The organism is Maridesulfovibrio pacificus (SeqCode) (assembly GCF_048612815.1).
In the GTDB taxonomy this organism is placed as follows: Bacteria; Desulfobacterota; Desulfovibrionia; order Desulfovibrionales; family Desulfovibrionaceae; genus Maridesulfovibrio; species Maridesulfovibrio pacificus.
The window spans coordinates 2,945,009-2,969,441 of the sequence record NZ_JBLZNE010000001.1; the positions used below are offsets into that span (position 1 = coordinate 2,945,009).

At 48.4% G+C, this 24,433-nt stretch carries 21 protein-coding genes; 11 read left to right on the plus strand and 10 right to left on the minus strand.

Features of this window, described 5'->3' with window-relative positions; all coding sequences use genetic code 11:
* Positions 1 to 157 precede the first annotated feature (157 nt).
* Positions 158 to 577, minus strand: a complete 420-nt coding sequence (locus ACNI23_RS13670; RefSeq protein WP_420249458.1) for a hypothetical protein — start codon at positions 575 to 577, stop codon at positions 158 to 160.
* A 412-nt stretch (positions 578 to 989) separates the two neighbouring features.
* Here ACNI23_RS13670 and ACNI23_RS13675 point away from each other — a divergent pair, with 412 nt between their 5' ends.
* From ACNI23_RS13675 to ACNI23_RS13685, 3 genes are all read left to right on the plus strand, one after another.
* Complete coding sequence (locus ACNI23_RS13675) at positions 990 to 1,835, plus strand: sulfide/dihydroorotate dehydrogenase-like FAD/NAD-binding protein (protein ID WP_420249460.1); 846 nt, start codon at positions 990 to 992, stop codon at positions 1,833 to 1,835.
* Positions 1,825 to 3,240: an NADPH-dependent glutamate synthase gene (gene gltA / locus ACNI23_RS13680; protein WP_420249461.1), complete on the plus strand. Its 1,416-nt coding sequence runs from the start codon at positions 1,825 to 1,827 to the stop codon at positions 3,238 to 3,240. Before ACNI23_RS13675 ends, gltA begins: the two co-directional genes overlap by 11 nt.
* A gap of 451 nt (positions 3,241 to 3,691) precedes the next feature.
* Positions 3,692 to 3,859 (plus strand): glycine radical domain-containing protein, encoded by a 168-nt coding sequence (locus ACNI23_RS13685; RefSeq protein WP_420249462.1) that lies wholly within the window; start codon positions 3,692 to 3,694, stop codon positions 3,857 to 3,859.
* 109 nt (positions 3,860 to 3,968) lie between these two features.
* Here ACNI23_RS13685 and ACNI23_RS13690 read toward each other — a convergent pair whose 3' ends face one another.
* The 4 genes from ACNI23_RS13690 to ACNI23_RS13705 all read right to left on the minus strand — a co-directional run bounded on the left by ACNI23_RS13690 (position 3,969) and on the right by ACNI23_RS13705 (position 8,018).
* Positions 3,969 to 5,264, minus strand: a complete 1,296-nt coding sequence (locus ACNI23_RS13690; protein WP_420249464.1) for an L-cysteine desulfidase family protein — start codon at positions 5,262 to 5,264, stop codon at positions 3,969 to 3,971.
* A gap of 139 nt (positions 5,265 to 5,403) precedes the next feature.
* Positions 5,404 to 6,600 carry a dicarboxylate/amino acid:cation symporter gene (locus ACNI23_RS13695; protein WP_420249466.1) on the minus strand — a complete coding sequence of 399 codons (1,197 nt, stop codon included), beginning with the start codon at positions 6,598 to 6,600 and terminating at the stop codon, positions 5,404 to 5,406.
* A gap of 69 nt (positions 6,601 to 6,669) precedes the next feature.
* Complete coding sequence (locus tag ACNI23_RS13700) at positions 6,670 to 7,044, minus strand: RidA family protein (protein ID WP_420249467.1); 375 nt, start codon at positions 7,042 to 7,044, stop codon at positions 6,670 to 6,672.
* Between the two features lie 275 nt (positions 7,045 to 7,319).
* Positions 7,320 to 8,018: a helix-turn-helix transcriptional regulator gene (locus ACNI23_RS13705; RefSeq protein WP_420249469.1), complete on the minus strand. Its 699-nt coding sequence runs from the start codon at positions 8,016 to 8,018 to the stop codon at positions 7,320 to 7,322.
* 185 nt (positions 8,019 to 8,203) lie between these two features.
* On the opposite strand from ACNI23_RS13705, the gene ACNI23_RS13710 reads away from it, so the two are divergent.
* A complete protein-coding gene (locus ACNI23_RS13710; RefSeq protein ID WP_420249471.1) occupies positions 8,204 to 9,205 on the plus strand; it encodes a sensor domain-containing diguanylate cyclase in 1,002 nt (333 codons plus the stop codon).
* 12 nt (positions 9,206 to 9,217) lie between these two features.
* Here ACNI23_RS13710 and ACNI23_RS13715 read toward each other — a convergent pair whose 3' ends face one another.
* The 3 genes from ACNI23_RS13715 to ACNI23_RS13725 form a co-directional block, all read right to left on the minus strand.
* Positions 9,218 to 9,643, minus strand: a complete 426-nt coding sequence (locus tag ACNI23_RS13715) for an N-acetyltransferase (protein WP_420249472.1) — start codon at positions 9,641 to 9,643, stop codon at positions 9,218 to 9,220.
* A 1-nt stretch (position 9,644) separates the two neighbouring features.
* A complete protein-coding gene (locus tag ACNI23_RS13720) occupies positions 9,645 to 10,466 on the minus strand; it encodes a TatD family hydrolase (RefSeq protein WP_420249474.1) in 822 nt (273 codons plus the stop codon).
* 176 nt (positions 10,467 to 10,642) lie between these two features.
* The gene (locus tag ACNI23_RS13725; RefSeq protein ID WP_420249475.1) at positions 10,643 to 11,626 is read right to left on the minus strand and encodes a glycosyltransferase; all 984 of its coding nucleotides are present in this window, start codon (positions 11,624 to 11,626) and stop codon (positions 10,643 to 10,645) included.
* Positions 11,627 to 11,803: 177 nt separating this feature from the next.
* Here ACNI23_RS13725 and ACNI23_RS13730 point away from each other — a divergent pair, with 177 nt between their 5' ends.
* The 7 genes from ACNI23_RS13730 (at position 11,804) to nhaB (ending at position 19,407) form a co-directional block, all read left to right on the plus strand.
* Positions 11,804 to 13,168, plus strand: coding sequence for a sigma-54 interaction domain-containing protein (locus ACNI23_RS13730; protein WP_420250573.1), 1,365 nt, complete (start codon positions 11,804 to 11,806; stop codon positions 13,166 to 13,168).
* Between the two features lie 3 nt (positions 13,169 to 13,171).
* On the plus strand, positions 13,172 to 13,507 hold the full coding sequence (locus ACNI23_RS13735; protein WP_420249477.1) for a NifB/NifX family molybdenum-iron cluster-binding protein: 336 nt from the start codon (positions 13,172 to 13,174) through the stop codon (positions 13,505 to 13,507).
* Between the two features lie 265 nt (positions 13,508 to 13,772).
* Positions 13,773 to 14,126 (plus strand): response regulator, encoded by a 354-nt coding sequence (locus ACNI23_RS13740; protein WP_420249479.1) that lies wholly within the window; start codon positions 13,773 to 13,775, stop codon positions 14,124 to 14,126.
* A 41-nt stretch (positions 14,127 to 14,167) separates the two neighbouring features.
* Entirely contained in the window at positions 14,168 to 14,722 is a 555-nt protein-coding gene (locus tag ACNI23_RS13745) for a CBS domain-containing protein (protein ID WP_420249480.1), read from the plus strand.
* Between the two features lie 18 nt (positions 14,723 to 14,740).
* Positions 14,741 to 16,210 (plus strand): SLC13 family permease, encoded by a 1,470-nt coding sequence (locus ACNI23_RS13750; RefSeq protein ID WP_420249482.1) that lies wholly within the window; start codon positions 14,741 to 14,743, stop codon positions 16,208 to 16,210.
* 140 nt (positions 16,211 to 16,350) lie between these two features.
* Positions 16,351 to 17,790 carry a transferase gene (locus ACNI23_RS13755; protein WP_420249483.1) on the plus strand — a complete coding sequence of 480 codons (1,440 nt, stop codon included), beginning with the start codon at positions 16,351 to 16,353 and terminating at the stop codon, positions 17,788 to 17,790.
* A 126-nt stretch (positions 17,791 to 17,916) separates the two neighbouring features.
* Positions 17,917 to 19,407, plus strand: a complete 1,491-nt coding sequence (gene nhaB, locus ACNI23_RS13760; RefSeq protein WP_420249484.1) for a sodium/proton antiporter NhaB — start codon at positions 17,917 to 17,919, stop codon at positions 19,405 to 19,407.
* An 82-nt stretch (positions 19,408 to 19,489) separates the two neighbouring features.
* Here nhaB and ACNI23_RS13765 read toward each other — a convergent pair whose 3' ends face one another.
* The gene (locus ACNI23_RS13765; protein WP_420249485.1) at positions 19,490 to 21,805 is read right to left on the minus strand and encodes a methyl-accepting chemotaxis protein; all 2,316 of its coding nucleotides are present in this window, start codon (positions 21,803 to 21,805) and stop codon (positions 19,490 to 19,492) included.
* A gap of 210 nt (positions 21,806 to 22,015) precedes the next feature.
* Positions 22,016 to 24,328 (minus strand): methyl-accepting chemotaxis protein, encoded by a 2,313-nt coding sequence (locus ACNI23_RS13770; protein ID WP_420249486.1) that lies wholly within the window; start codon positions 24,326 to 24,328, stop codon positions 22,016 to 22,018.
* Between the last annotated feature and the right edge of the window lie 105 nt (positions 24,329 to 24,433).

A 24,433-nucleotide genomic window follows, 5' to 3' on the forward strand; every position in this document is an offset into this window, starting at 1 on the left:
TTATATTAAAGGGATAATCAGGTCTATAAAAATTGATACTGCTACTGCATCGCATTCCGTAGTCAGGTGTTAATTATTTCTCAGGGTTAAAGGGAATGGGAAAATTACACCGTGCAGGAAAACTGCTTCAGACTGTGGATTATGAATACTACTGGAATCAGACTTTGCCGAGAGCGCTGCCCGGAAGCGTATATTCAAGAGCGCCGGACTGTCGGGAATAGGCATTGATTGCCCTGGTCCTCATGTAACCGGTGCTCCCGGGATTGAACATGGCGGAATCCTCGGAAAAAGCCGTTTGGGTAAGAGCGAGCTGCTGATGCACATTTTGCACGTGCTGTTCTTCGCTTTGAGTACGGGGGTAGGTTTTTGATCGGAATTCGCGCGAAGCCTTTGCTGCTTCGTCCGGTTCAAATTCGAGGTCCTTTGCAGTGAAGTTTATACCGAGCTTACCGATATTAAAGCCGAATTTACGCGTAACCACGCGTGCCTTCACCTTTTCCACTTCGGCTGCAGTGTCTCTGGACCACTTTTTCGCATTATCAGCATATTGGCTGATTCCCTGCGCTGCTATTCTCACTACTTTCTCCACCAGAAAAAACCGTTCCGCGTACACAAAAAAAGGCCGACTGCCATTAATGGCAATCCGCCGTATCTGCGATTATTCGCAATCATCCCTGAAGGATACGCGGTATTTCCGGCTTCCGTCCGTGGAAGCTGATGAAAATAAACTTCTGCTAAGTTGTATTAAGATATAATACTTCAGCGCAGAATTGGCAAGAGGGGCGAGCCACGTAATCAAACTGATGGTAAGGCTTTGACCGGCAAAAGCGGGAAAAAATTTAAAAGACTGAAAAAAACTTAGCGAGGGAAGCGCATATTTCAGTTTTTTCACAGAAAGGGAAAAGCCAACACCTTATAATCAGTCTGAAACTTGCAATCCGGTGGGGAAAGCCTTAACTTCCCCTGAAACTTAAGCAGTGTAGGAGATTATGAGCAACAAAATTCTGACTAAAAAAGCACTTATCCCAGGCCAGACATCCATGCTGGTCCTTGACTGTCCTCAAATTGCCAAAAAGGCTAAACCGGGAAATTTTGTAATTCTACGCATCCATGAAAAAGGCGAGCGCATTCCGCTGACTATTGCTGACACTGACAAAGAAGCCGGAACCATTACTATCGTATATCTCGTAGTCGGCAAAAGTTCAGCCCTGCTTGAATCATTAAACGAAGGGGACACCATCCTTGATGTTTGCGGTCCCTTGGGTAAACCCACCCATATTGAAAAATCCGGAACTGTCATCTGTGTGGGCGGCGGTACCGGAATCGCAGCCATGCACCACATTGCCAAGGGACACCACCTTGCCGGCAACCACGTTGTCGCCATTGTCGGAGCCCGCAGCAAGAACATGCTCCTTTTCTGTACTGAACTGGGCTTCTTCTGCCCCGAACTTCTCATCGCCACCGATGACGGCTCCAGCGGTCACAAAGGCTTTGTCACCGATCTCCTGCGCGAACGCCTTGAAAAGGACAAAGACGTTGCGGAAGTCGTTGCCATCGGTCCCGTTCCAATGATGGAAGCGGTTGCCAAAGTAACCGAGCCTTTCGGTGTTAAAACAACAGTCAGCCTGAACTCCATCATGGTTGACGGCGTGGGCATGTGTGGAGCCTGCCGTTGCAGTGTTGGCGGAGAAACCAAATTCGCCTGTGTGGACGGCCCTGAATTCGACGGTCATGAAGTTGATTTCAATGAACTGAAAATGCGCCTTACCCAGTATAAGGAGCAGGAAGACCTTTCAATGCAAATGTTCAGGAGTTGCAACTGCCATGGTGAATAAACAGAATTTTACCCCCACCCGTACCCCAATGCCGGAACAGCCGGCTGACGTCCGCAACAAAAACTTCAGCGAAGTAGCCCTCGGTTACTCCAAAGAAGAAGCCATGGCTGAAGCTGCCCGCTGCCTGCAGTGTAAAAAGCCGCTCTGTCAGAAAGGCTGCCCTGTTGAAATCGACATCAAAAGTTTCATCAAGCATCTGGCCGACGGCGACATTCCTTCCGCTTACCGCGTTATCAAGGAAACCAACGCTCTGCCGGCCGTCTGTGGACGAGTCTGTCCGCAGGAATCCCAGTGTGAAGGGTCCTGCATCCTCGGCAAAAAATATGAACCTGTTGCTATCGGACGTCTCGAAAGGTTTGTTGCAGACACCTTCGACAGTGACTCCGCATGCGAAATGATCACCGGACACACCGCTTGTGCCCTGCCCAACGACCAGTTCAAGGTCGCCTGCATCGGCTCCGGGCCTTCCAGCCTGACCGTAGCCGGATACCTTGCCGCACGCGGAGTTCCTGTAACAGTTTATGAAGCCCTGCACGAAGTCGGCGGCGTACTGATTTACGGTATCCCTGAATTTCGTCTGCCCAAATCCATCGTAGCCCGTGAAGTGGGTGCGCTCTGGTCCAAAGGTGTTACCTTCCAGCCCAACTACGTGGGTGGCAAGACCATAACTGTAGAGGATCTCTTCGAAGACGGTTTTGATGCTGTATTCATCGGTGTTGGCGCAGGACTCCCGTGGTTCCTGAATATTCCCGGTGAAAACCTCGTCGGCGTATATTCTTCCAACGAATACCTGACCCGCATCAACCTCGGTCGGGCCTACGATTTCCCCAACCACGACACCCCCGCACCCAAAGCCAAGAACGTGGCTGTAATCGGCGGCGGTAACGTGGCTATGGATGCAGCCCGCACCGCCCTGCGTCTCGGCGCTGAAAACGTATACATCACTTATCGCCGTACGCAGGACGAAATGCCTGCCCGCCTTGAAGAACTGCACCATGCAATTGAGGAAGGCGTACAGCTTGAGCTGCTCACCTCCCCCATTGCCATCAACGGTGACGAAAACTCACACGTTAAATCTATGACACTTCAGGTTATGGAGCTTGGCGAGCCTGATGAATCCGGTCGCCGCCGTCCCGTTGCAGTAGAAGGAAAGACCAAGGAACTGGAAGTCGACATGGTTGTCCTCGCAGTCGGAACCGGGGCCAACCCGGTACTGCTCGAAGCAACCCCCGGCCTTGATCTTAACAAGTGGGGTTACATCGTAACCGATGCAGAAACAGGCGAGACTTCTATTCCTAATGTATACGCAGGCGGTGATATCGCAGGCGGGTCCGCAACAGTAATCTCAGCCATGGGCGCAGGTCGCCGCGCGGCTAAGACAATCGCGGAGAAATTGGGAGTTTAAGCCTCCGGCGGCTCTCCAAGAGCCAAAGAAACTTTTATTAAGGCTTCCCCCTTTGTGGGGCAAAGCGCAATAAAATCATAAGACGAAGCAGTAACTTTTCTGCTTCGTCTTTTTTATGCAAAAATTTTAACGTTCCCCTTAGCGGGAGGGGGTTTGCCCTGTTTTAATTTTTTTATAAACACGCTTTAACGAACACAAATGACTTTTTTAATCGCGAACTCACGGAGTTCTATCCCAGTTTCACCCCCACTGGGATATCGTTGGGCCACCCCAATCCGCAGGGGAGCCGATACACAAAGCCCAACTATTATAATCAAATCCGTGGGTACAGTCGAAACGGAATCATAAGCCTAGAAATCCCCTCATTCCTTCAGGCTATACATGATTCCTACTCACCGAAAGGTGATTCATCGCCCTGCTGTGCACTGCCTCCGTGCTCGGCAACGGTCAGATGCAGTTCAATTACGTTGATAACGATACCCTGCTCAAAGCCCAGCAGACCCCTGATGATTACTACGGCCTCTTTGTTCGCGAGGCCGGATACTGCGCTTTCTTTGTCGAGCTCTGCAAAAAAGTGCAGGACGAAATCATCAGCAGACTATGCTTGAGTAATGAATAACCTCCTCCACTCAAGCAAAGTAAAGCCCCCGGTTTGTGGTAAAACCGGGGGCTTTTTGTTCAATCCGAGGGAGGGCGGATCTTAAGGGGGAGGTGTAGTTCTTAAAAAATTATGCTGCGGGGGCAGTGGTATGCTTTCCGGTCATAATCTTGAGGATTACCTTATCGGTCTGAGCCATACCCACGGAACCGAGCTGGCCCACGTTATGGATGCAGGTCTCAATGTCATCGTCAAGGATACCGTCTTTACCGGGGATGGAGATACCTTTCATAGCCAGCAATGCGGAGTTGATGGCTGCTTCAACTGCGGAAGAAACCTTCAGGGCGCAGGAGGTTTTTGCGCCGTCGCAGATCATCCCGGCAATATCACCGAGAGTGTTCTTGATGGTACTTTCCACTTCATTCAGTCCACCGCCGAGGACAAGCACAATGCCGCAACCGGAAGCTGTCGCAGCAAGGCTGGCGCCGCAGAGTGCGGAAAGTTTACCGAGATGACTCTTCATATGCACTGCGGAAAGATGGCTGAGAATCAAGGCTCTGATAAGCAGTTCTTCACTGGCATCGCGGCGTCTGGCAAAAGCCAAAACAGGCAATGTTGCTGTCAGACCCTGATTACCGCTGCCGGAGTTGCTCATTACCGGCATCTGAATGCCTTCCATGCGTGCATCGGAAGCTGCTGCGGTCATCTTGATCGCGTAGGAGACAATATCATCTGAACGGATACCGTCTTCAATATCCTTGGCAATGGATTTACCTACTTTGAGGCCCCAATCGGAAGCAAGGCCTTCAGCGGCAACCTTTTCGTTAAGTTCCACCGCTTCAAGAATGAAACGCAGGTCTTCCAGCGGAGCTTCGGTTGCGTACTCATAAATTTCTTTCATGGTCATGGTGCAGCCGGACTCTTCTTTATCTTCACTGAGCCACGGAGCAGAGAAAACCTCTTCGCCATTCTTTTCCACCTGAACAATGGCTGCATGCGCGCGAGCAATCACACAGCGAGCGGAATCTTCACCGGCTTCAACAATCGCTTCCACGTAGAGCAGTTCTTCAGTCTCAGCCAGCTCAACATGCAGACGCCCGTCAGCAATCAATTTCTTGCCCGCTGCCAGCTGCTCAGCATCAAGATCACGCAGAACTTCCAGTGCGAGCTCAGATTTACCGCCGGTAACGCCTACAGCAGCGGCAATATCCAGACCGGTCATTCCGGTACCGGGGACACCTACGCCCATACCGTTCTTAAGCAGGTTACCGCTTACTTTCACAACTACCTTTTCAGCTTCTTTCCCGAGGGTTTCAGCGGCCTTGGCAGCAGCAAGAGCGATTGCAACGGGCTCAGTACAACCCAGAGCAGGAACAACTTCACGTTTGAGAATTTTTGCGAATTCAGACCATTTTTTATTGATCATATTATGATGCCTCCGACTTCCCTACGGGATTAATAATCTCAAATACTTCTTGTAGGGCTGCCGCTATGAAAATTAAATATACTTTGTTCTGAAATCCCTGCGGAGCCACATGACTCCGCAGGGTAATGGAAGACCGGGCTTAGGATGCGCGGGCTTTATCAAGTTCACCGTTGCGGTTGAAGATACCTTCCATCATCAGAGCAAGAGCACCGTCACCGGTTACGTTACAAGCAGTACCGAAGCTGTCCTGCAGGGCGAATACTGCCAGCAGCAGAGCTACACCTGCGGGGTCGAAGCCGAGTACGCCGACAACGATACCGAGGGAAGCCATAACGGTTCCGCCGGGAACACCGGGAGCGCCGATAGCAAAGATACCGAAGAGCAGAATGAACAGAGCCATTGTGCCTACGGAAGGAAGGGTGCCGTAGAGCATCATGGAGATGGTCATGGCAAAGAAGGTTTCAGTCAGAACGGAACCGCAGAGGTGGATGGTTGCTCCAAGAGGAACCATGAATTCAACGGTATCCTTGCACAGAGCCTTGGATTTACCTGCGCATTCAAGGGAAACAGGCAGGGTTGCAGCACTGGACATGGTACCCACCGCAGTGAGGTATGCGGGAGGATAGTGTCTGAAAACTTCAAGGGGATTTCGCTTGGAAATGATTCCGGCAAGGGTGTACAGGAAAGTCAGCCAGATGAAATGCCCGATAAGGACGATTACAATAACTTCAAGGAAAACCGGGAGCTGCTTGGTGAGGCTGCCTTCGTAAGCAAGACCTGCAAAGGTGGTTGCAATAAAGAAAGGCAGAACAGGAATGATGATACGGCTGACAACCTGCATCATAATGCCTTCAAATTCGCTGAGCATGCTTTCAAAGGTCTTGGCTTTAACCCAGATGGTTGCGATACCGAGTACTACTGCGGTTACCAGCGCGGTCATTACAGACATGATCGGCGGAATGGACAGCTGGAAAACAACTTCGGGAAGCTCGCGAAGACCTTCAACCTGTGTGGCAATGGAAAGATGAGGGATGAGGACATATCCGGCAACAGCAGCCATAGTGGCCGCACCAGCTGCAGAAAGGTAAGCGAGGCTGACGCCCACACCCAGCATCTTGGAAGCGTTCTGGCCAAGTCTTGTAATCGCAGGAGCGATAAAAGCCAGAATAACGAGGGGAACAGTATAGAAGATAAACTGACCCATTACATATTTAGCAGTAACCACAACTTCCATTACCGCATGGTTGGCAAAAAGACCGATCACAACACCGGCCGCAATACCGATGAGCAGTTTGATGATCAGCCCGAACTCTTTGAATTTTGATTCCTTAGACATTTTTCCACTCCTTTGTAAGAGCCGCAAGCGGCTCTGAAATTTCACCCGGCAGCACCACAGCTGGCTTAACTATTTAGCCGCAACAGCCTCAATCTCTACAAGAGCACCCAGAGGGAGGTTAGCTACTTCAAAGCAGCTGCGTGCGGGAAACGGTTCAGAGAAATAAGTCGCGTAAACTTCGTTGATTGCAGCGAAGTCTTCGATGTTCTGGATCAGCACGGTGGTTTTGACCACGTCATCCATAGTGGCTCCGGCTGCTTCAAGAACATATTTAAGGTTATCGAGAGCCTGCTTGGCCTGAGCAGCAGGTCCTTCAGGCATTTTTCCGGTTTCTGCATCAATGGGCAGCTGGCCGGAGGTGAAAACCATATTACCAGTCTCAATTGCGTGAGAGTAGCAGCCTACTGCTGCCGGGGCTTTCTCACTTACAACAACTTTCTTCATTACTATCTCCTGTATGAATACTTTTCTTTGAGTTCAGAAAAACAACATTCACGTTGCTACGGATTCACGTATAGCGATAAGAAAATCACACGTCAATAAAATTTTATTCAATCAAGAAAATTTTATTACCAAGAGACAAAAATATTTTATTCAGAAAATGAATACTTACTTTTTTACGGAATAAGCAAAGACAGCCTTACTCTTACTCACAAATGAAAAACCGGACCAAACTCACAAGAGTTCAATCCGGTTCAAAATCTCTATGACCGTGATAATTATTTATCGTTAATCTTTTGCAAATAGCGATAGACTGTGGCCTCGGATACAGCCAGATGTCTGGCTACGTCCTTGATAGCACCCTTGAGCATAAAGACTCCACGCTCATCAAGGGTTGAAACCACGTCCATTTTTTCTTCGGGAGTCATACGCTCAGGAAGGATGTTCGTATCCGAGATGACCCTTACAATCAGTGATTCTGTCAGGTCTTCCATGGATTTCGGAAAAGTCTCGCTGTGCTCTTCCTCTACTGCTGATGCTGCGTAATCTTCTTTGCGTACACTGCGGTCAAACCCGGCACTGTGAATAACTTTATTAATAAGGTCACGGGCGGCCAGCATGTCGGAGGTATCCATGTTCAGGCAGAGCATGCCAAGCAATTCACCTTCCGAATCCTTAATAAAATATGTTGCAGAATGAAGAATATGGCCGTTTCTGCCCTCAGTAGTGTAGCCCATCATCCAGTCTTTCTCACGGTAGATCTCATCAACCATGAACTTAAGGGCCAGATCAGTAAGCGGCGCGCCAACTCCGCGCCCGGAAATATGTTCGTTGGCAATAGCAAGGACCGACTTCTCCTTGCTGGTAGTATCATGCAGGACTACCTCACAATTCTCGCCCAGAAATGTTCCCAAAAATTCAACAAAAGGAACATAGTTATCAATCTTTCTTGATTTAGCTTTAGATTTGGCTGGCAAAAGACTCTCCCTCATAATAATTTTTTATCAGCTCCATAATTTTTTGTACTCATGATAATTTTTTTGTCAATCTTACTTTTGAACAAAAAAATTTGCGCAAAATTTCATTAAAACCTAGCACTATATTTTTGTCCGCACCCGTTGTATGCTTTTAATTACCTACCAACATTAACACCTCGCCAAATATGTCCATTGATAAATTCGATTTTGATTCGACCCTGCTGACCGTAAATTTCGCAACCCGACTTCTAGCTATGGAAGTCGATCCGGATATACTTGTAGACCGTGTTCTGGAAGCTTTCTGTGATCTGGGGAATTGTCAGGATGCAACCCTGATGATGTATGATGAATACGACCAACTAAAAGGAATTGCTGCTTCACTGCAAAGACGCAGATTCATAATCGATGAAGAAATTCCACTGACAAAAGCAATGGAAGAAGCTGCTCAATCCCTGAAACCTGTAGTCCGGCCGGTCTGTGACGAATCAATCTACCCCCTGCCTTCAGAATACTGCGAGACGGACAAGACATGTCTCTGCGTACCGCTGGTAGGTTCCCGCGACCGCATCAGAGGGTTCGTGACTCTTTATCGCGCCAAGGAACAGCAATGGGATATTTCCGAACTCTTTCAGTTGGGAATCATTTCTACAGTAGCTGCAATTTCCATCGAAAATTCGAGACTTTTCCGTCAGACCATAGAAGACAGCCTGACAGGGCTGTATATGCGCCGCTATCTTTTCATCAGGATGCGCGAGGAAATCCAGCGTTTTAAACGCCGTGGCGGTCCGCTTTCCGTGATCATGATCGATGTGGACAATTTCAAAAACGTTAACGACACTTACGGCCATGCAACCGGAGATGTGGTCCTGCGATCAATGGGACATATCCTGCACGAAAACAGCCGTCAGGGAGTGGATATCCCCTGCCGTTACGGTGGAGAGGAATTTGTTATTCTCATGCCCGGTTCAGAAAAAAAAGAAGCTGAAATTGTGGCGGAAAGGATCAGGGCAGCCTGTGAAGCTGCAACCATTTCCGCACCGGAAGGGAAGATCAAGATCACTGCCAGCTGCGGCATTGCTTCTGTTGAAGAATGTCAGGAAGCATCAGCTGACACCCTGCTGAATATTGCAGATAAAAGGCTTTACTACGCCAAGGAATCCGGGCGTAACCGGGTGGTGGTAAAATAAAAGACTGACAGCTTAACGCTGCCAGTCCATCACAAATTCTACTCGTCCGGTGTGTTCGTCTACACGCTCTTCAACTACCTTGAAGCCATGTTTTGTGTAAAATGAAACAGAAGGGCTGTTCTCTTTATAGACACAAAGATTAAGATTTTCATGCTCCGCTTTTGCATGTTGCATAAGCTGTGAGCCAAACCCCGTTCCCTGCTTATCTACAGAAACAAAAAGAGCGGCAACAGTTTCACCGAGAAGGCAGATAAAGCCCGCAATATCGCCATCGTTTTCAATGACCAATGTTTCCGAGGCTGGAAGATATTCATTGCGCATGGCATCTACATTGCCTTCCCAGAACTCAGAGGGAACAAAATCATGAGCCTTAATGGAAGCTTCAAGCCACAGGTTGCTTAAAAAACCATATTCTTCGGGCAAAGCCTTTCTGATCATCCTAATCTCCTAAACCGAAGAACTCGTACGCATTATCTGAACAAATTTTCCAAAGTTCGTTCACTTCCATACCCTTCAATTCCGCAACCTTGGCGGCAGTGAAGACCACAAACGCAGGCTCGTTACGCTTGCCGCGCCAAGGTTCAGGGGTCAGATACGGGCAATCTGTTTCCAGCACCATACGTTCAACTGGGATAGACTTAACCGCTTCCTGCGCAACCTCATTCTTTTTGTAGGTAACAGGACCGGGGATGGAAATGTACCAGCCGTGATCAATGATGCGCTTTGCAGTTTCCGCATCACCGCCGAAACAGTGCCAAAGCAAGGGCTTGCCGGACCAACCGAAATCCTCCAGCACCTCAAGGGTCCGCTCATGCGCATCCCGGCTATGAATCACCACCGGAAGGTCCAATTCCTCGGCCAACTGGAGCTGCTTGCGGAACACATCTTCCTGCACATCGTAAGGTACGCGGTCCCAGTAAAAATCAAGACCGATCTCGCCGACTGCCTTCAAACGCGAATCATCCTTGAAAGCCTCGCGCATGGCATCAATGTCTTCTCCCACAAATTTACCGGAATCATTGGGATGTACGCCCAGCAAAAAGAACACTTCCGGGTAATCCGCAAAGAGTCCTTTGTTCTCATGATAAGCCTGCGGTCCCAAAAACACGTTACCGATTTTACCGACACCGCTTTCTTTGGCCCGGGCCATAACTTCCGGCAGATCTTCGCGAAAATCGTCCTGATCCAGATGGGCATGGGTTTCCACGCCCGGAATATTTATGCCCACGCTCTGGGGCAATGCTCTTTTTTTCTTAGCCATTTTATTATTTGATGCGCTACGCGCTTTTTTTGAAAAGATTTCGCCTCCGGCGGCCAAAGAAACTTTTGCAAAAGTTTCTCTGAACTCTTCATAACCTTTTGGTTGGTGATTTGAGCTTTCGCGGAAGGCTGTGCCTTAGAGGCACAAGTTTAAGTCTGAAACTGATAAAAAAGTTCTTAAAACTTGTCCCAGATATCCAGAACAGTCTTTTCCTGCTCTTCCATAGTATACGAACGGATGGTCTGTTGCCCTGCTTCAAGAGCACTGTCAAGGATGGGGCCGGCCTCGCGCCAGAGAGTAATAGCTTTTTCAAGGTTGAAAGCTGCATCAAGCACGTCAGCATCTGCGGACCAGAATCCATTGCCGGACCACGGCACTTCGCGCAGCGGCCACCACGGTTTAAAGGTCGCGCCTTCTATCTGACGCATGTAGTCCCAACCGCCGAAACCGGAAAATCCAACGGGAATACAACCGGAAGCTAAAGATTCAAGTGGCGGAAGCGGACAGCCTTCAGGAAAACCGGAAACAAGAAAAATATGACAGGAGCGCAAAGTATCAGCCACACCCTGTGCATCCATACCGGCAATTTCCACCCAACGGACTTCAGCACCGGGATTGCGGGATTCAAAAATGGATTTTATCTGGCTCACAAGTGCCTTATTCTTACGTGGCATGTAAGCAATTTTAATTTTCCCACCGGACTTCTTTTCTGGAGGATAAAATAGCTTTGTATCAATACCCGGTCTCAAGATTGGCGAAACCTTGCCCACGGTCTGTTGCATGAACCATTCAACAGGATGGGAAACCGCCAGAAAAGAAACAGGTAGATTCGCCCACGAGACACCCTCCGGCAAAGATGAAAACAGATAAGCCCAATTCTGGCAGTAAACCACACAGCGTGCCCCGGCATTCAGTCCCGGTGCAAGGCTGTTCACCCAGCCCTCGGGTACCAGCCAGAGATCATCCGTAGTAAGTTTGACTTCATCCCAATGAACAGGGTCAGGATACCCTTCTGCAATCTGCGGCATCCAGCTTCCTTTCTCACGCATAACAAGCTGAACATCCTTACCGTGGCGGGCGAGGATTGAAGCAATCTGGCAAAAAACGGTGATTCCACCGGTAGGCTTACGAACCGGAGGTATGAATATATATGTTTTCATAATTTTGTTTCCTCGGGCGAAGCCTATCAAAAAAGTTTGGGATTCTTAAACCCTTTTCAAAGGGTTTAAGCCGCCGGAGGCAAAAATCTTTGCAGCAAAAGCGCGATAGCGCATCAAAAACATTCATGTTATCAAAACAACGTGTCAAACGAAGCTCAATATATAATCAGCGGCCTGATGGGCCAGCAATTCAAGCTCCCGGATCTCTTGAACGAAGTTCCTATCGGCATTGCCGTGCTGGACATCGAGGGCAGGGTCAAACTGGTCAACCGTGCATGGCAGACCATCACCGGGGCTGACCCCGACTCCATGCAGGGCTTGAAATGCTACCTCGGGCTTCGTTGCGACTATTGCTTCAAAGGCTGCCCGGTAATGGCCGACAAGGCAGATTTCCAGACTGTATCCGTGGATGCGGATATCATCGACCGCACAAGGACCAAGGTACCTATCCGGCTCAATATTTCACCTATCGTTAACAGCGACAATGTCATTTCCGGGTACATAGAAACCATTCAGGATATCCGGCAGGTCGCGGAACTGAGCAGCTCAGCCAGCAAAGCATACTCTCTGGGCGGTTTGATCGGCACCAGCCCGGAAATGGTGAAAATTTTCAGCATGGTTCCATCCATTGCAGCAACGGACTCATCGGTACTGATCACCGGGGAAACCGGGACAGGTAAAGATGTACTGGCCGAGGCTATTCACAATGCCTCAGACCGTGCAGGAGCTCCGTTCATTAAAGTAAACTGCGGCGCCCTGCCGGAAACACTACTCGAATCTGAATTGTTCGGACATGTAAAAGGTGCTTATACCGGAGCGAACGAGGACCGCCCCGGCCGCATCAAACTGGCCCACAACGGCTCCTTCTTTTTGACCGAGATCGGCGACCTTCCCCTGCCTTTGCAGGTAAAACTGCTTTCTTTTCTGGACGATAAGGTCATCCACCCGCTGGGAAGCTCTCGTGGCTTTAATGCTGATGTGCGGGTAATTGTCGCCACCCACCGGGACCTGAAAAAGATGGTCCATGAAAAGACCTTCCGCGCCGACCTGCTCTTCAGGCTGAACGTGGTCCATCTGCATCTGCCCCCACTGCGGGAACGCGGCGATGATATATTGTTGCTCAAAAACCATTTCCTCATGGAATACTGCAACAAATTCAACAAGAAAATTAAAGGCTTCTCCAAAAAATCAGCCAAGATTCTATCCGCTTACAGATACCCCGGCAACGTTCGCGAACTGAGCAACATAGTAGAATACGCTGTGAACTTCTGTGACCGGGATTTAATCGGGTCCGCACACCTGCCCGCCTATCTGACCGAGCAGGATATACTGCGCCCGGTTACAGAATCCAGCCATGCAGCACTGGAACGCACCGCTCCATTGGGATACTCTTCTGCCCAGAATTGGGATGATGCCGAAAAACAAATGATCATGGACACCCTGCTCAAATGCGGGGGACGTAAAGGTGAAGCGGCCTCAAGACTTGGCTGGTCCCGCGCAACTCTCTGGCGCAAGATGAAGAAACACTCCATCACCGGGTAAATTATGTCGCATAAGCTCCTGATCCCTTTGCACAACAATGAGGTAGCGCCACGCTTCGACCTTGCCACCGACGTGCTGCTGGTTAAAGTCAAATCCGGCGGTGAACTTAGTGAACGCATTATCGTTTTACCGCAGGCTTCGGCAGATGACCTCTGTGCACTCGCAACATCCGACAACACAGACGCTGTAGTCTGCGGCGGAATTGATGACGAACATTTCCAGTATCTCAAATGGAAAGGGATCGAAGTCCTCGACGATGTTATCGGTCCGGTGAAACATGTCCTCCAAGCTTACAAAGACGGAAAGCTGTCTTGCGGCGATAATTTTTACCGCAAATAAGCCCGCCTAACCCCCTATAAACTTTCCTTGATTTTATCACACACTCCTGCATTGTTTCTTTTTGTTTCACTTTGTTTCTTGAGAAAGTTTTCACAATGGTTCATTTTGTTTCAACAAAAAGAAACAAAACATCTTTCACCAAGCTTAATACTCTGTTATACATGGAATTATTTTATCTGGCATACCGAGTGCTTTAAGAGGCAGGGTGCTGCAAAGACCGAATTCCCGGCCAGCAGCAAAGACAACATTCTAAAACATGCAAATAATGATTGTTGAGAAGGACTCGGAATTTCGTGAACACCTTGTACTGCGACTCAGGAGTGAAGGCCTGAGTGTCGCAGAATCCGGTAATCTGGATGAGGCAAAAGAATTCATCCGCGAAAACAAACTGGACGGCATAGTGCTGGGCCTGTCTGAATTCGGAAGGAGTTCTTTGAAATTCATGGAAGATATTTCAGCAATTGTTCCTGATTTGAAAGTTGTTTTAATTAATCGGCACAATAAGATTCCGCTTTCCATTGAGGCAATGAATCTGGGGGCATGTGCTGAAATTTCAGTTCCGGTAGATATTGCCGCGCTCATCAAAACATTGCGCAGGTTCTGCGCACCTGAGCACTAAGCGCCATAACTCTGTCCGGGCAACCTAAATAGGGGGAAAATGTGAAAAATTTCAAAGCAAAAGACCTGATGATTCCAGCAGATGAATACTGCCGGGTTAAAACGGACACAACACTCCAAGAAGCAATGGCTCAACTGGTCATACAGAGTGAAAAGAAGGGTCTTTCACATCCGCATCGTGACCTGCTGGTCGAGAATGAAGACGGCAAAATCATCGGAAAAGTAACTATGCTCGACATTTTTAAATCTATGGAGCCGAGCTATTTCAGAATGGAAAACGATAGGCATCAAAGCGCCTTGAGCAGAGAATACGTTCAGAAAGTTTACACTGACTTCAACCTCTGGTCTGAACCTATGAGCACTCTTTGCCAGAAATGCGCAGCACTGAAGGTCGCAGACCTGATGCATGCTCCTCACCTCAATGAGATGATCAACGAAGAAGACAGCATAGATAAGGCCCTGCACTCATTTGTACTCGGCTTGCATCAGCCTATTTTGGTACATAAAGACGGTAATGTAACCGGGGTTCTTCGCCTTGGGGACATTTTTGAAAACATCAGAAAAGCAATTCTCGCCTGCGAGATTGAAACAGCCTAATTGTAAGGAGCTGAGATAATGACTGCTGAAGTTGCAACCAAGCCCGGATTTGATTTCAAGAGGCTGTTCTTTATGCTGCTGGGCATTGCCCTGTTCACTATTGTCTATTACTGCCCGGCATGGCCCGACGCAGTTGACCCCGGTGGGCAGCATTTTGTTTTAAGTAAAGAAGCTAAAGGCGCAATCGGCGTTTTCCTGCTCGCAGGTACATGGTGGGTATTTGAAGTTGTGCCCATCGGCGTAACATCTCTGGCCATCGGCGTACTTCAGGCCATGTTTTTCATTCGCGACCCCAAAGTGGCATTCAAAGATTTCATGGACCCATCCGTCCTGTTTATCTTTGCCTCCATCATGATCGGGCTCGTGTTCACTAAAACCGGACTGACCAAGCGTCTGGCGTACAAGATGCTCATGGTTGTCGGCGAAAAGACCAGCCGCATCTATCTGGGTGTATTCGTTGTAACTGCCTTGCTGACCCATATTATGGCTCACACCGCTGTTGCTGCGACCGTCTACCCGCTGCTGCTGGCGATCTACTCCCTCTACGGTGAAGGAGATAAGCCCACTAAGTTCGGTAAGGGTCTGTTCATCGGTATGGCTTTTGTTGCCGGTGCCGGTTCTATCGTCACTCTGCTTGGTGCTGCTCGCGGCGCTGTTGCCATCGGTTTTTACAACGAGATCCTGGGCAAGGACATCACTTTCTTTGAACTGTCCTACTACATGGCTCCCATCGGCTGGACCATGATCTTCCTGCTCTGGGGCTTCTTCATGATTTTCCTGAAGCCTGAAAAAGCCGTTATTCCCGGTCTGCGTGAAAAAGCCCGCGAACTCAACAAGCAGATGGGCCCCCTTTCCCGCGATGAAAAGCTGGCTGCAGTTCTCGTCGGTGGTGTAATTCTGGTCATGAGCCTGCGCTCCTTTGTTCCCGAACTGAAGGCCATCGACAAAACTTCCATCATTCTGCTTTCATCCATTTCCTTCTTTGTTTTCAAGATTCTGGACATCAATGACCTTGAAGACATTCCCTGGAACATCATCCTCCTCTTCGCTGGTGCCATGTCCATCGGCTTCTGCCTCTGGGACACCGGTGCTGCTAAGTGGATGGCGGTCAACTGGCTGGTACTCTTCCAGGATTCAAGCGGATTCGTATTCATCATGTCCATCGCCTTCTTCGTATTGATGATGACCAACTTCATCATGAACGTAGCGGCAATTGCGATCTCGCTCCCGGTGGCACTTGTTATCGCGCCTTACCTCGGCGTAGCACCGGAAGTAATCCTCTTCGCAGCTCTGGTTGTTGCGGGTATGCCTTTCCTCCTGCTGGTAGGTGCGGCTCCCAACGCAATCGCCTACGACTCCAAGCAGTTCACCACCGGGGAATTCTTCATGTACGGTATCCCCGCAAGTATCATGCTGCTGGTTGTTGTCGCAATATTCGTCAAATTCATCTGGCCTATTATGGGTATGCCCGTCTTCTTGCCGGGTTAACAATATAGGGTTATAAGGGACTATTAAACATAGGGAAGGACGGTTTCGGCAAGGCGTGCCGGAACCGTCCGACTTGTGCAAACCCTGTTGCCGGTTTCCGCCTACGACTTCCGGTGCTCAACAAAAAGCGAGAAGGATTTATGAAACAGCTGGACAAGCTTATTGACCATATCGTCAACCGAGTAAACGTTAACCTGCGCGAGCCGCTTGTGAATGTGGGACCCTACATCAAAGGACTTATCCCCGAAGACAGCTTCGCGCTTTACTACGCTTTTTATTCTCTGACCTACAACCACCCGCTTATGTTCAACTTCCGCCACTCCAGTATTGGCGGGACCTATTTCCTCGGCAAATGTAAAGTAAACCACTCCGTGCTCTATAAGAGCGATATCCGTGGTGATGAGCTGAAGAGAAAGGGCAGCGTGGTAGAAGTCAACGGTCAGAAGATCAAGCTCCGTGATGACGAAGTCATTAAGATCCGCGATAGTTTTCTGATGAAAACCCTCGTGCACAACAACTCCCACGACCCTGAAAACCTTGAGTGTTTTAAAATTTCAAACACCGTGTCTCTACATTACGCAAATATTCACGGAACTTCCGTGGAAGGCTGTTTCCTTGAGCCTTTCTCCTCAGTTGACCTTTCAATCTGCCACGACTGCGCAGTAGGAGCATACTCCTACGTTCAGGCCGGGGAACTTTCCCATAAACGCATTAAAGCTGGGCGTGTATGGGTCAAGGCGGACGGCGCATTTGAATTCAACTACCAATACCCCAAAGAGATCCTTACCAAGTACATCCGCATGGAAGATAACAGACCGAAAGGGATTTTCATGGACTTCTTTGATAACCGTAAAGAAGACTTCGTCCCCATATACTCTTCAGTTAAGCCAGAGCTTACCATCGACGTTCCTGAAGGAGCATCGGTAAGCCCATACGCAGTTCTTAAAGGCGACTGCAAAGTGGATAAAAATGTTCTCGTGGCCCAGCGCTCATACATTGAAAACTCCACCCTCGGCCCCGGCGCCAACGCTCAGGAAAACTGCTACATCATCAATTCAGTTTACGATGGCGAAGTTGTTACCCCGCACGGCGGTAAGGTAATATACACCCGTATGGGTAAGCGTTCCTTCGTAGGCTTTAACTCTTTCCTCAATGGTAAAGAGGACGCTAGAATCGAAGTAGGAGCAGGAACCATATTAATGCCGCACACAATTATAAATGCGGAAGAACCCATTAAAATACCTGACAACTATCTCGTTTGGGGCTATATCAGCAAACAAGAAGATCTCGAAATGCACTCGATTCCTCTTTCTGACTTCGCTGCACTCAAAGGACAGTTCCGCCTCGGAAACATGACCTTTGAAGGCATCGGAGCTAAATTTGTTGATGGATTCCGGCACCGTATCGAACATATTCTCGAAGCTAACGGTGCATTCTGGGATGGTACCGAAGAAACCGCGGGCCATTCCCAGCAAACTCAAGACATCTCCTTCAATATCCTTCAGCCCTATCCTGAAGGAGAATTGCAGGGACTCTATCCGGAACTGACAATCGACCCGCTGGTTCCCAGTGATTTGTAACGTCGAAGCACCGAAATAAATTTCATTTCGGAGAACTACATCAAATCCATGCATATGGGTTTGATGTATGCTACATTATAAAGACAGATCACCAGGTTCCACACAAAAGGCAAAAGGAGTAACCCCGTGCCCAAAACAATGTCGCAGGCGCTGCAGAAGAACCTACTAGGTAATTCTCCCGACTGGTACAAACTCACTATTATCGGATTTTTAATTTTAAACCCGATTCTCATGGCTGTAGCCGGACCGTTTATCACCGGTTGGGTGTTGATCGGACAGTTCATTTTCACCCTTGCCATGGCCCTCAAGTGCTACCCCCTCCCTGCAGGTGGTCTGCTTGCGGTTGAAGCAATCGCTCTTGGGCTGGCTTCGCCGGAAACTGTCTATAATGAGACAGTGCTGAACTTCCCGGTAATTCTGCTGCTGATGTTCATGGTTGCAGGTATCCATTTTATGAAAGACATGCTCCAGTATGCTTTCACTAAAATTATTACCCGCGTTAAATCGAAGATCGTGATTTCACTGCTCTTCTCCCTTTCAGGTGCAGTCCTGTCAGCATTCCTTGATGCACTTACCGTTACCGCTGTTATCATCGCTGTTGCTTATGGTTTCTACGGAATCTACCACCGCTTTGCATCCACAGGTAAATGTTCTGTTTCTGACGACACCCTGCTTAAAGGCGAATGCGTAAGCCATCTCGGTGAATTCCGCGGCTTCCTCAGAAACCTGATGATGCACGGTGCTGTAGGTACAGCTCTCGGTGGTGTTTGCACCATCGTAGGCGAGCCCCAGAACCTGCTTATCGGTAAAACCATGGGTTGGGAATTCATGGAGTTCTTCTTTAGAGTAGCTCCTGTCTCCATGCCTGTACTTGCTGTAGGTCTTGTGACCTGTATCATGCTGGAAGTAACCGGTATCTTCGGATACGGCTACCAGCTGCCCCAGAACGTGCGTGAAATCCTCGAAGAGGAAGACCGCAAGAACGATGAAGAAATGAGCCTCAAGAAAAAAGCAGCTCTGTTCACTCAGGCTTGCGCGGCTGTATTCCTCGTTCTCGCTCTGGCATTCCACATTGCGGAAGTAGGTCTTATCGGTCTGACCGTTATTGTTGTTCTTACCGCACTTAACGGTATCACTGAAGAACACCAGATCGGACACGCTTTTGAAGAAGCCCTGCCCTTTACCGCACTGCTGGTTGTTTTCTTCGCTGTTGTAGGCGTTATCCACGAACAGCACCTCTTTGCACCGATCATTCATTACGTGCTCGGCCTTGAAGGTAAAGTTCAGCTTGCAGCCTACTACATCGCCAACGGCGTGCTCTCCATGATTTCAGACAACGTATTTGTTGCAACAGTATATGTTTCTGAAACCCTGAAAGCATTCCAGAGCGGCGTTATTGACCGTGCGCAGTTCGACCTGCTCGCAGTTGCAATCAACACCGGTACCAACATCCCCAGTGTTGCAACTCCTAACGGACAGGCTGCTTTCCTGTTCCTGCTGACTTCCGCCATTGCTCCGCTCATCAGGCTCTCATACGGCCAGATGGTTAAGATGGCATTCCCCTACACCGTTACCATGTCTATCACCGGCCTCGCCGCGACCTGGTACTTCCTGTAGGAACTGCTCTTACACAGAACAAAATTAAAGCCCCTGCCGATCGATCGGCAAGGGCTTTTTTGTTTCTTAAATTGTGTACTGCTTACTGCTGCATGCGGGCAATAATTCCATCCAGCTCCCTTGCCAGCTCAGACATACGGCTGACAGCTTCAGCTGATTCATTCATAGCCTGTGCAGTTTCTCCGGCGATAGTGTTGATCTGTCCGGTAGAACGGCTGATCTGCTCACTCGCTGCGGACTGTTCTTCTGAAGCAGTTGCAATGGAACGAACCTGATCGGCAGTCTCGGAAACCTTCTCAACAATTTCCTTAAGAATATCACCGGACTGATTAACCAGTTCAGTAACTTCGCCAATTGCCTGGGTAGACTTTTCGGTATTGGCAATATTGGTTTTAGCACTTTCCTGAATACGGCCTATATATTCACCTACCTCGCTGGTGGCATTCATAGTGCTCTCAGCAAGCTTGCGGACCTCATCGGCAACCACGGCAAAACCGCGGCCGGCATCCCCGGCACGGGCAGCCTCAATAGCGGCGTTAAGCGCCAACAGGTTGGTCTGGTCAGCAATATCACTAATCACACCCATGATATTACCGATACCGTCTGCCTGCTGTCCAAGGTCAGCCATATCCTTTTGCATTTGATCGGACTGAGCGCGAACCAGAGCGATGGTCTCAACAGCCTGCACAACTTTCTGCTCACCTTCACCGGCTTTCTTCTGAGAAACATCAGCCAGCTCTGCGGCAGTCGAAGCATTGCGCGCAACTTCGAAAACAGTAGAGTTCATTTCATCCATAGCAGTTGCGGCTTCGCTGGCCATGACCGACTGTTCCTCAGCTCCGCGACTGGATTGTTCAACCTGTGCAGCCAAGGCTTCGGAAAAACTGGAGACCTGATTGGAGACTTCGGTCGCATTGGCCGCAGCCTCTGAAATCATGATATTGTTCTCTTCAATGCGTTTCTGCTGCTGCTTAATCTCGGTCATATCGGTAATCATGATAAAAGCACCAAGCATCTGCCCATCCAAATCAAAAAGAGGGGAGGCGTTCACAAGCACATTACTTGTTCCACCACCCTCCACAGGCAGTTCCGCTTCAATATTTCGGCGAGCAGCATTATCAGCTATAACCTGACCGGCAGTGGTAGCTCTGCTGGCTTCGCTATACACAATATCTCCGACAGTACGGCCCAGATAATCCTGAGGTTTGCCGCTCTTGCCTACCAGATCGAGCATATCCTGATTCAGGAAAAGTGCTTTTTCGTCAGCATCAGCCACAACGCAGGGAATGGAAATACCATTGAGTACCCCTTCCGAGAATCCGAGCTTGTTTTTCAATTCTCCGACCATGTGGTCAATATTCTCAGAAAGATCCTTGAGCTCGCAGACATATTTGCCGGTCAATTCAGCCTTGAAGTTGCCGTGGGCAATTTCGCTGGTAAAATCGCGAATAATAGCCATTGGTCCGGTAACCAGTCTGCGAATAGTAAAAACAATCACACCAACGAGAAGCAGAACCATCACAGAACCCATGACGATAAGGATGTTCCGTTCCTCAATAGCGGCACGACTCAAATCGGAAACATAAGCGGACATACAGACCACCCAGCCAGTGGAAGGCACAACTTGGAACATCTGAACCTTATCACGGCCTTCCCATTCGTATTTGGTTTTGCCCTTCGGTGCGGCAAGACTGTCCTTTACAAACTGATGGCTGGTAAAATCTCTAAGAAGGAGATCCTGATTAACCTTGTGCGCAATCATTCGTCCTTTGCCGTCCAGTATATATGCGTAACCATCTTCACCGATGGAAATGTCACCGATCATACCTTGCGCATATTCCTGCCAGTCCACTGAGGAGAAAAAACCACCCAGAAGCTGCCCTTGCCTGTCACGGACAGGAACGGCCATGACTACAATGAAGCGGTCATCCAGCTTGGACTTCAAAATTTCGGAAATAGCGAAGGGTTTACCGTTCAAGACTTCCTGCACATATTTTCGGGAGCGCAAATCAGCTCCGGCAGCGGACTGACCGTTCTCTTTGATACCAAAAAGAATCTTCCCATCGAGACCAAAAGCCCCGAGAGAGGCAAGCTTGCTGTTGTTCGCTATCTTCTGTCTAAGATGATTAATTATTTCTTCACGGGCACTAACATCTGTAAAGGCATCCTGCAGCTCAACATTGCTGGAATAGTCAGCAAGATCACTTTTTGAAAGCTCCAAGAACTGCTCAACTTCGTTAACAATTTTATTGTTAAGAACTTCCATATTCTGTTCTTGAATTTCCAGAACGGCTGAATTGGTCATGGAGCTGACTACTACCACTAACGATATAACCGAAATTGAAACTATCACAGTAATCAGGACTGCAAGAGCGCTATTAAGACTCTTAAACTTCATTATTAAACTCCTTTGTATTCTCTATCACCACACGCTATTAATGATCATTAATAGTCTCATATTAAAATCATATTATTTTCATCTATGTTACAAAAATTTATAATTGCTCTTAAGTTCTCTTGCTGAACATTTTTGTCTCAAAAAAAACCCCCACACTGATTTACAGCATGGGGGTTAACGAATTTTACAGTCGTAATAGTATTTATAATATCAATTCTGCATACGCCCGATAATAGCATCCAATTCCCTGGCCAAACCGGACATCCGGCTGACCGCTTCAGCTGACTCATTCATGGCCTGCGCAGTTTCACCCGCAATAGAATTAATCTCTCCGGTTGAACGGCTGATCTGTTCACTGGCTGCGGACTGCTCTTCCGATGCTGTTGCAATGGAGCGAACCTGATCATTGGTCTCGGAAACCTTATTCACAATATCCTTCAAAACTTCACCGGACTGGTTGATCAGGTCGGTAACATCCATGATGGCTTCAGTTGATTTTTCCGTATTTTCAATGTTTTTGCGGGCACTGGCTTGGATGTTGGAGATATATTCCCCCACCTCAAGAGTCGCTGTCATGGTTTTCTCTGCAAGCTTGCGAACTTCATCAGCAACTACGGCAAAACCGCGCCCGGCATCACCGGCCCGGGCTGCTTCAATGGCAGCGTTTAAAGCCAGCAGGTTGGTCTGATCGGCAATATCGCTGATAACACCCATGATGTTACCGATGCCCTCGGCCTGCTTACCAAGATCGGCCATATCTTCCTGCAATTGTTCTGACTGTGTACGCACCTCAGTGATAGTCGATACAGCATTGGCAACCATCCGTTCGCCTTCACCGGCTTTTTTCTGAGACTCAAGCGCAAGGTCTGCTGCGGAGGAAGCATTACGCGCAACTTCCAGAACAGTGGAGTTCATTTCATCCATGGCAGTGGCAGCTTCACTCGCCATTACCGACTGCTCTTCGGCACCACGGCTGGACTGTTCCACCTGAGCAGCTAGAGCTTCTGAGAAACTGGAAACCTGATTGGAAACCTCAGTGGCACTGGCAGCCGCTTCAGAGATCATTATATTGTTTTCCTCAATCATTCGCTGTTGAGTGCGAATCTCCGTCATATCAAACCAGACAGCCACGGAACCAAGCATCTGTCCGTCCATGTCGTAAAACGGGGTGGTCGAGACCATGATATTCTTATTAGTACCGGAAAAAGTAGTGTATTCTGTTTCCTGCTGAATCTGGCATTCTTCGGCTATTGCCTGCTGCGAAAGAGTTTTCCGGCTCCTGTCACCAAAAAAGAACTCACCCGCTATCATGCCAACAGCATCTTCAACTCTAACCCTGCTTTCAATCAGTTCGCAGATCTGAGAGTTAATCCAGGCTATCTTGCCGTCCGGACCGACAATGCAGCACGGAAGGACAAGACCATTAAGAACTCCTTCAGAAAAACCGAGCTTATGTTTTAATTCATCAACCATGTGCTCAATATTGGTGGAAAGGTCCTTGAGCTCACAAACAAATTTCCCTTTCAACTCTGCTTTCAGATTGCCTGCAGCTATCTCTCCGGTAAAATCCCTGATACTTTTCATGGGCTTGGTCACCTGCATGCGGATAACAAAAACGATCAGCCCGACAAGTATAACAATCAACAGCAGCCCCAGCCCGAAAAGAATATTACGCTGCTGCGTGGCAGCCTCCGTCAGATCGGATTCATAAGCAGACAGGCAGACAACCCAGTCGGTAATAGGGACCCTGCTAAAGGAAAGTACTTTATGTTCCCCTTCCCACGAGTAAGAGAAAAAACCTTTCTCAGCAGACAAACTCTTTCGTACAAAGTCGTAGGAGGAAACATCGTCCATAATAAGACTTAGATCTTTATGAGCGATGAAATGACCTTCGCGATCCAGCATGAAAGCATACCCCTGCTTTCCTATGCTGATATCACCGATCAATTTATCAACGTATTCTTCCCAGTTATATACTAAAAAGACACCACCGAACGCTCTTCCGGTCATGTCTTTAATAGGGGCTGCAAATGCGAGATTATAGCCTTTCACCCCATCATATTTAAATAAATCCGAAACAGAATATTCCTTACCGCCAAGTATTTCCTGAAGATAGGGACGGTTTTTAAGATCCATACCCTTAAGGTTCTGCCCGGATTTGGTCCACCCGTAGACCACCTTTCCATTACGATCGATTACACCGATGGCATTGGCCCCTTCATGCTGCTCCAAGGCCTCTTTAAGAGATTTGCTGGCGCTGCTCAAAGCGTATGAGTCTACAAAAGCACGGTAGTATTCCTTATTTTTGGAAAGAGTTTTCAAGTTGACAATTACTCCGGATGCAAAGGTTTCAATCTGCTGCCCGAGCTCATTATTAAGGACTTCCATATTCTGCTTTTGTATATTGTAAACCGCAGATCTGGTCATTGTATTAACCACCAGAACCAGAGATACAATAGCTACAAATACAACAATAGATATCAACACAGCAATTCTGCTATTTATACTATTCAACTTAATCATAATTTCTCTCCAAGGCATTTTAATTTGCAAATAACCCCCATACACTTAAAGAAAATTAAGTCAAACACGTAAGCACTTACTGCCAAAAATATCTGAAATACAATT

Coding starts and splice junctions, on each gene's coding strand:
- ACNI23_RS13675 (WP_420249460.1), top strand. CDS start 990: ATGAGCAACAAAATTCTGACTAAAAAAGCACTTATCCCAGGCCAGACA.
- gltA (WP_420249461.1), top strand. CDS start 1,825: ATGGTGAATAAACAGAATTTTACCCCCACCCGTACCCCAATGCCGGAA.
- ACNI23_RS13685 (WP_420249462.1), top strand. CDS start 3,692: ATGCAGTTCAATTACGTTGATAACGATACCCTGCTCAAAGCCCAGCAG.
- ACNI23_RS13690 (WP_420249464.1), bottom strand. CDS start 5,264: ATGATCAATAAAAAATGGTCTGAATTCGCAAAAATTCTCAAACGTGAA.
- ACNI23_RS13695 (WP_420249466.1), bottom strand. CDS start 6,600: ATGTCTAAGGAATCAAAATTCAAAGAGTTCGGGCTGATCATCAAACTG.
- ACNI23_RS13700 (WP_420249467.1), bottom strand. CDS start 7,044: ATGAAGAAAGTTGTTGTAAGTGAGAAAGCCCCGGCAGCAGTAGGCTGC.
- ACNI23_RS13710 (WP_420249471.1), top strand. CDS start 8,204: ATGTCCATTGATAAATTCGATTTTGATTCGACCCTGCTGACCGTAAAT.
- ACNI23_RS13715 (WP_420249472.1), bottom strand. CDS start 9,643: ATGATCAGAAAGGCTTTGCCCGAAGAATATGGTTTTTTAAGCAACCTG.
- ACNI23_RS13720 (WP_420249474.1), bottom strand. CDS start 10,466: ATGGCTAAGAAAAAAAGAGCATTGCCCCAGAGCGTGGGCATAAATATT.
- ACNI23_RS13725 (WP_420249475.1), bottom strand. CDS start 11,626: ATGAAAACATATATATTCATACCTCCGGTTCGTAAGCCTACCGGTGGA.
- ACNI23_RS13730 (WP_420250573.1), top strand. CDS start 11,804: ATGGGCCAGCAATTCAAGCTCCCGGATCTCTTGAACGAAGTTCCTATC.
- ACNI23_RS13735 (WP_420249477.1), top strand. CDS start 13,172: ATGTCGCATAAGCTCCTGATCCCTTTGCACAACAATGAGGTAGCGCCA.
- ACNI23_RS13740 (WP_420249479.1), top strand. CDS start 13,773: ATGATTGTTGAGAAGGACTCGGAATTTCGTGAACACCTTGTACTGCGA.
- ACNI23_RS13750 (WP_420249482.1), top strand. CDS start 14,741: ATGACTGCTGAAGTTGCAACCAAGCCCGGATTTGATTTCAAGAGGCTG.
- ACNI23_RS13755 (WP_420249483.1), top strand. CDS start 16,351: ATGAAACAGCTGGACAAGCTTATTGACCATATCGTCAACCGAGTAAAC.
- ACNI23_RS13765 (WP_420249485.1), bottom strand. CDS start 21,805: ATGAAGTTTAAGAGTCTTAATAGCGCTCTTGCAGTCCTGATTACTGTG.
- ACNI23_RS13770 (WP_420249486.1), bottom strand. CDS start 24,328: ATGATTAAGTTGAATAGTATAAATAGCAGAATTGCTGTGTTGATATCT.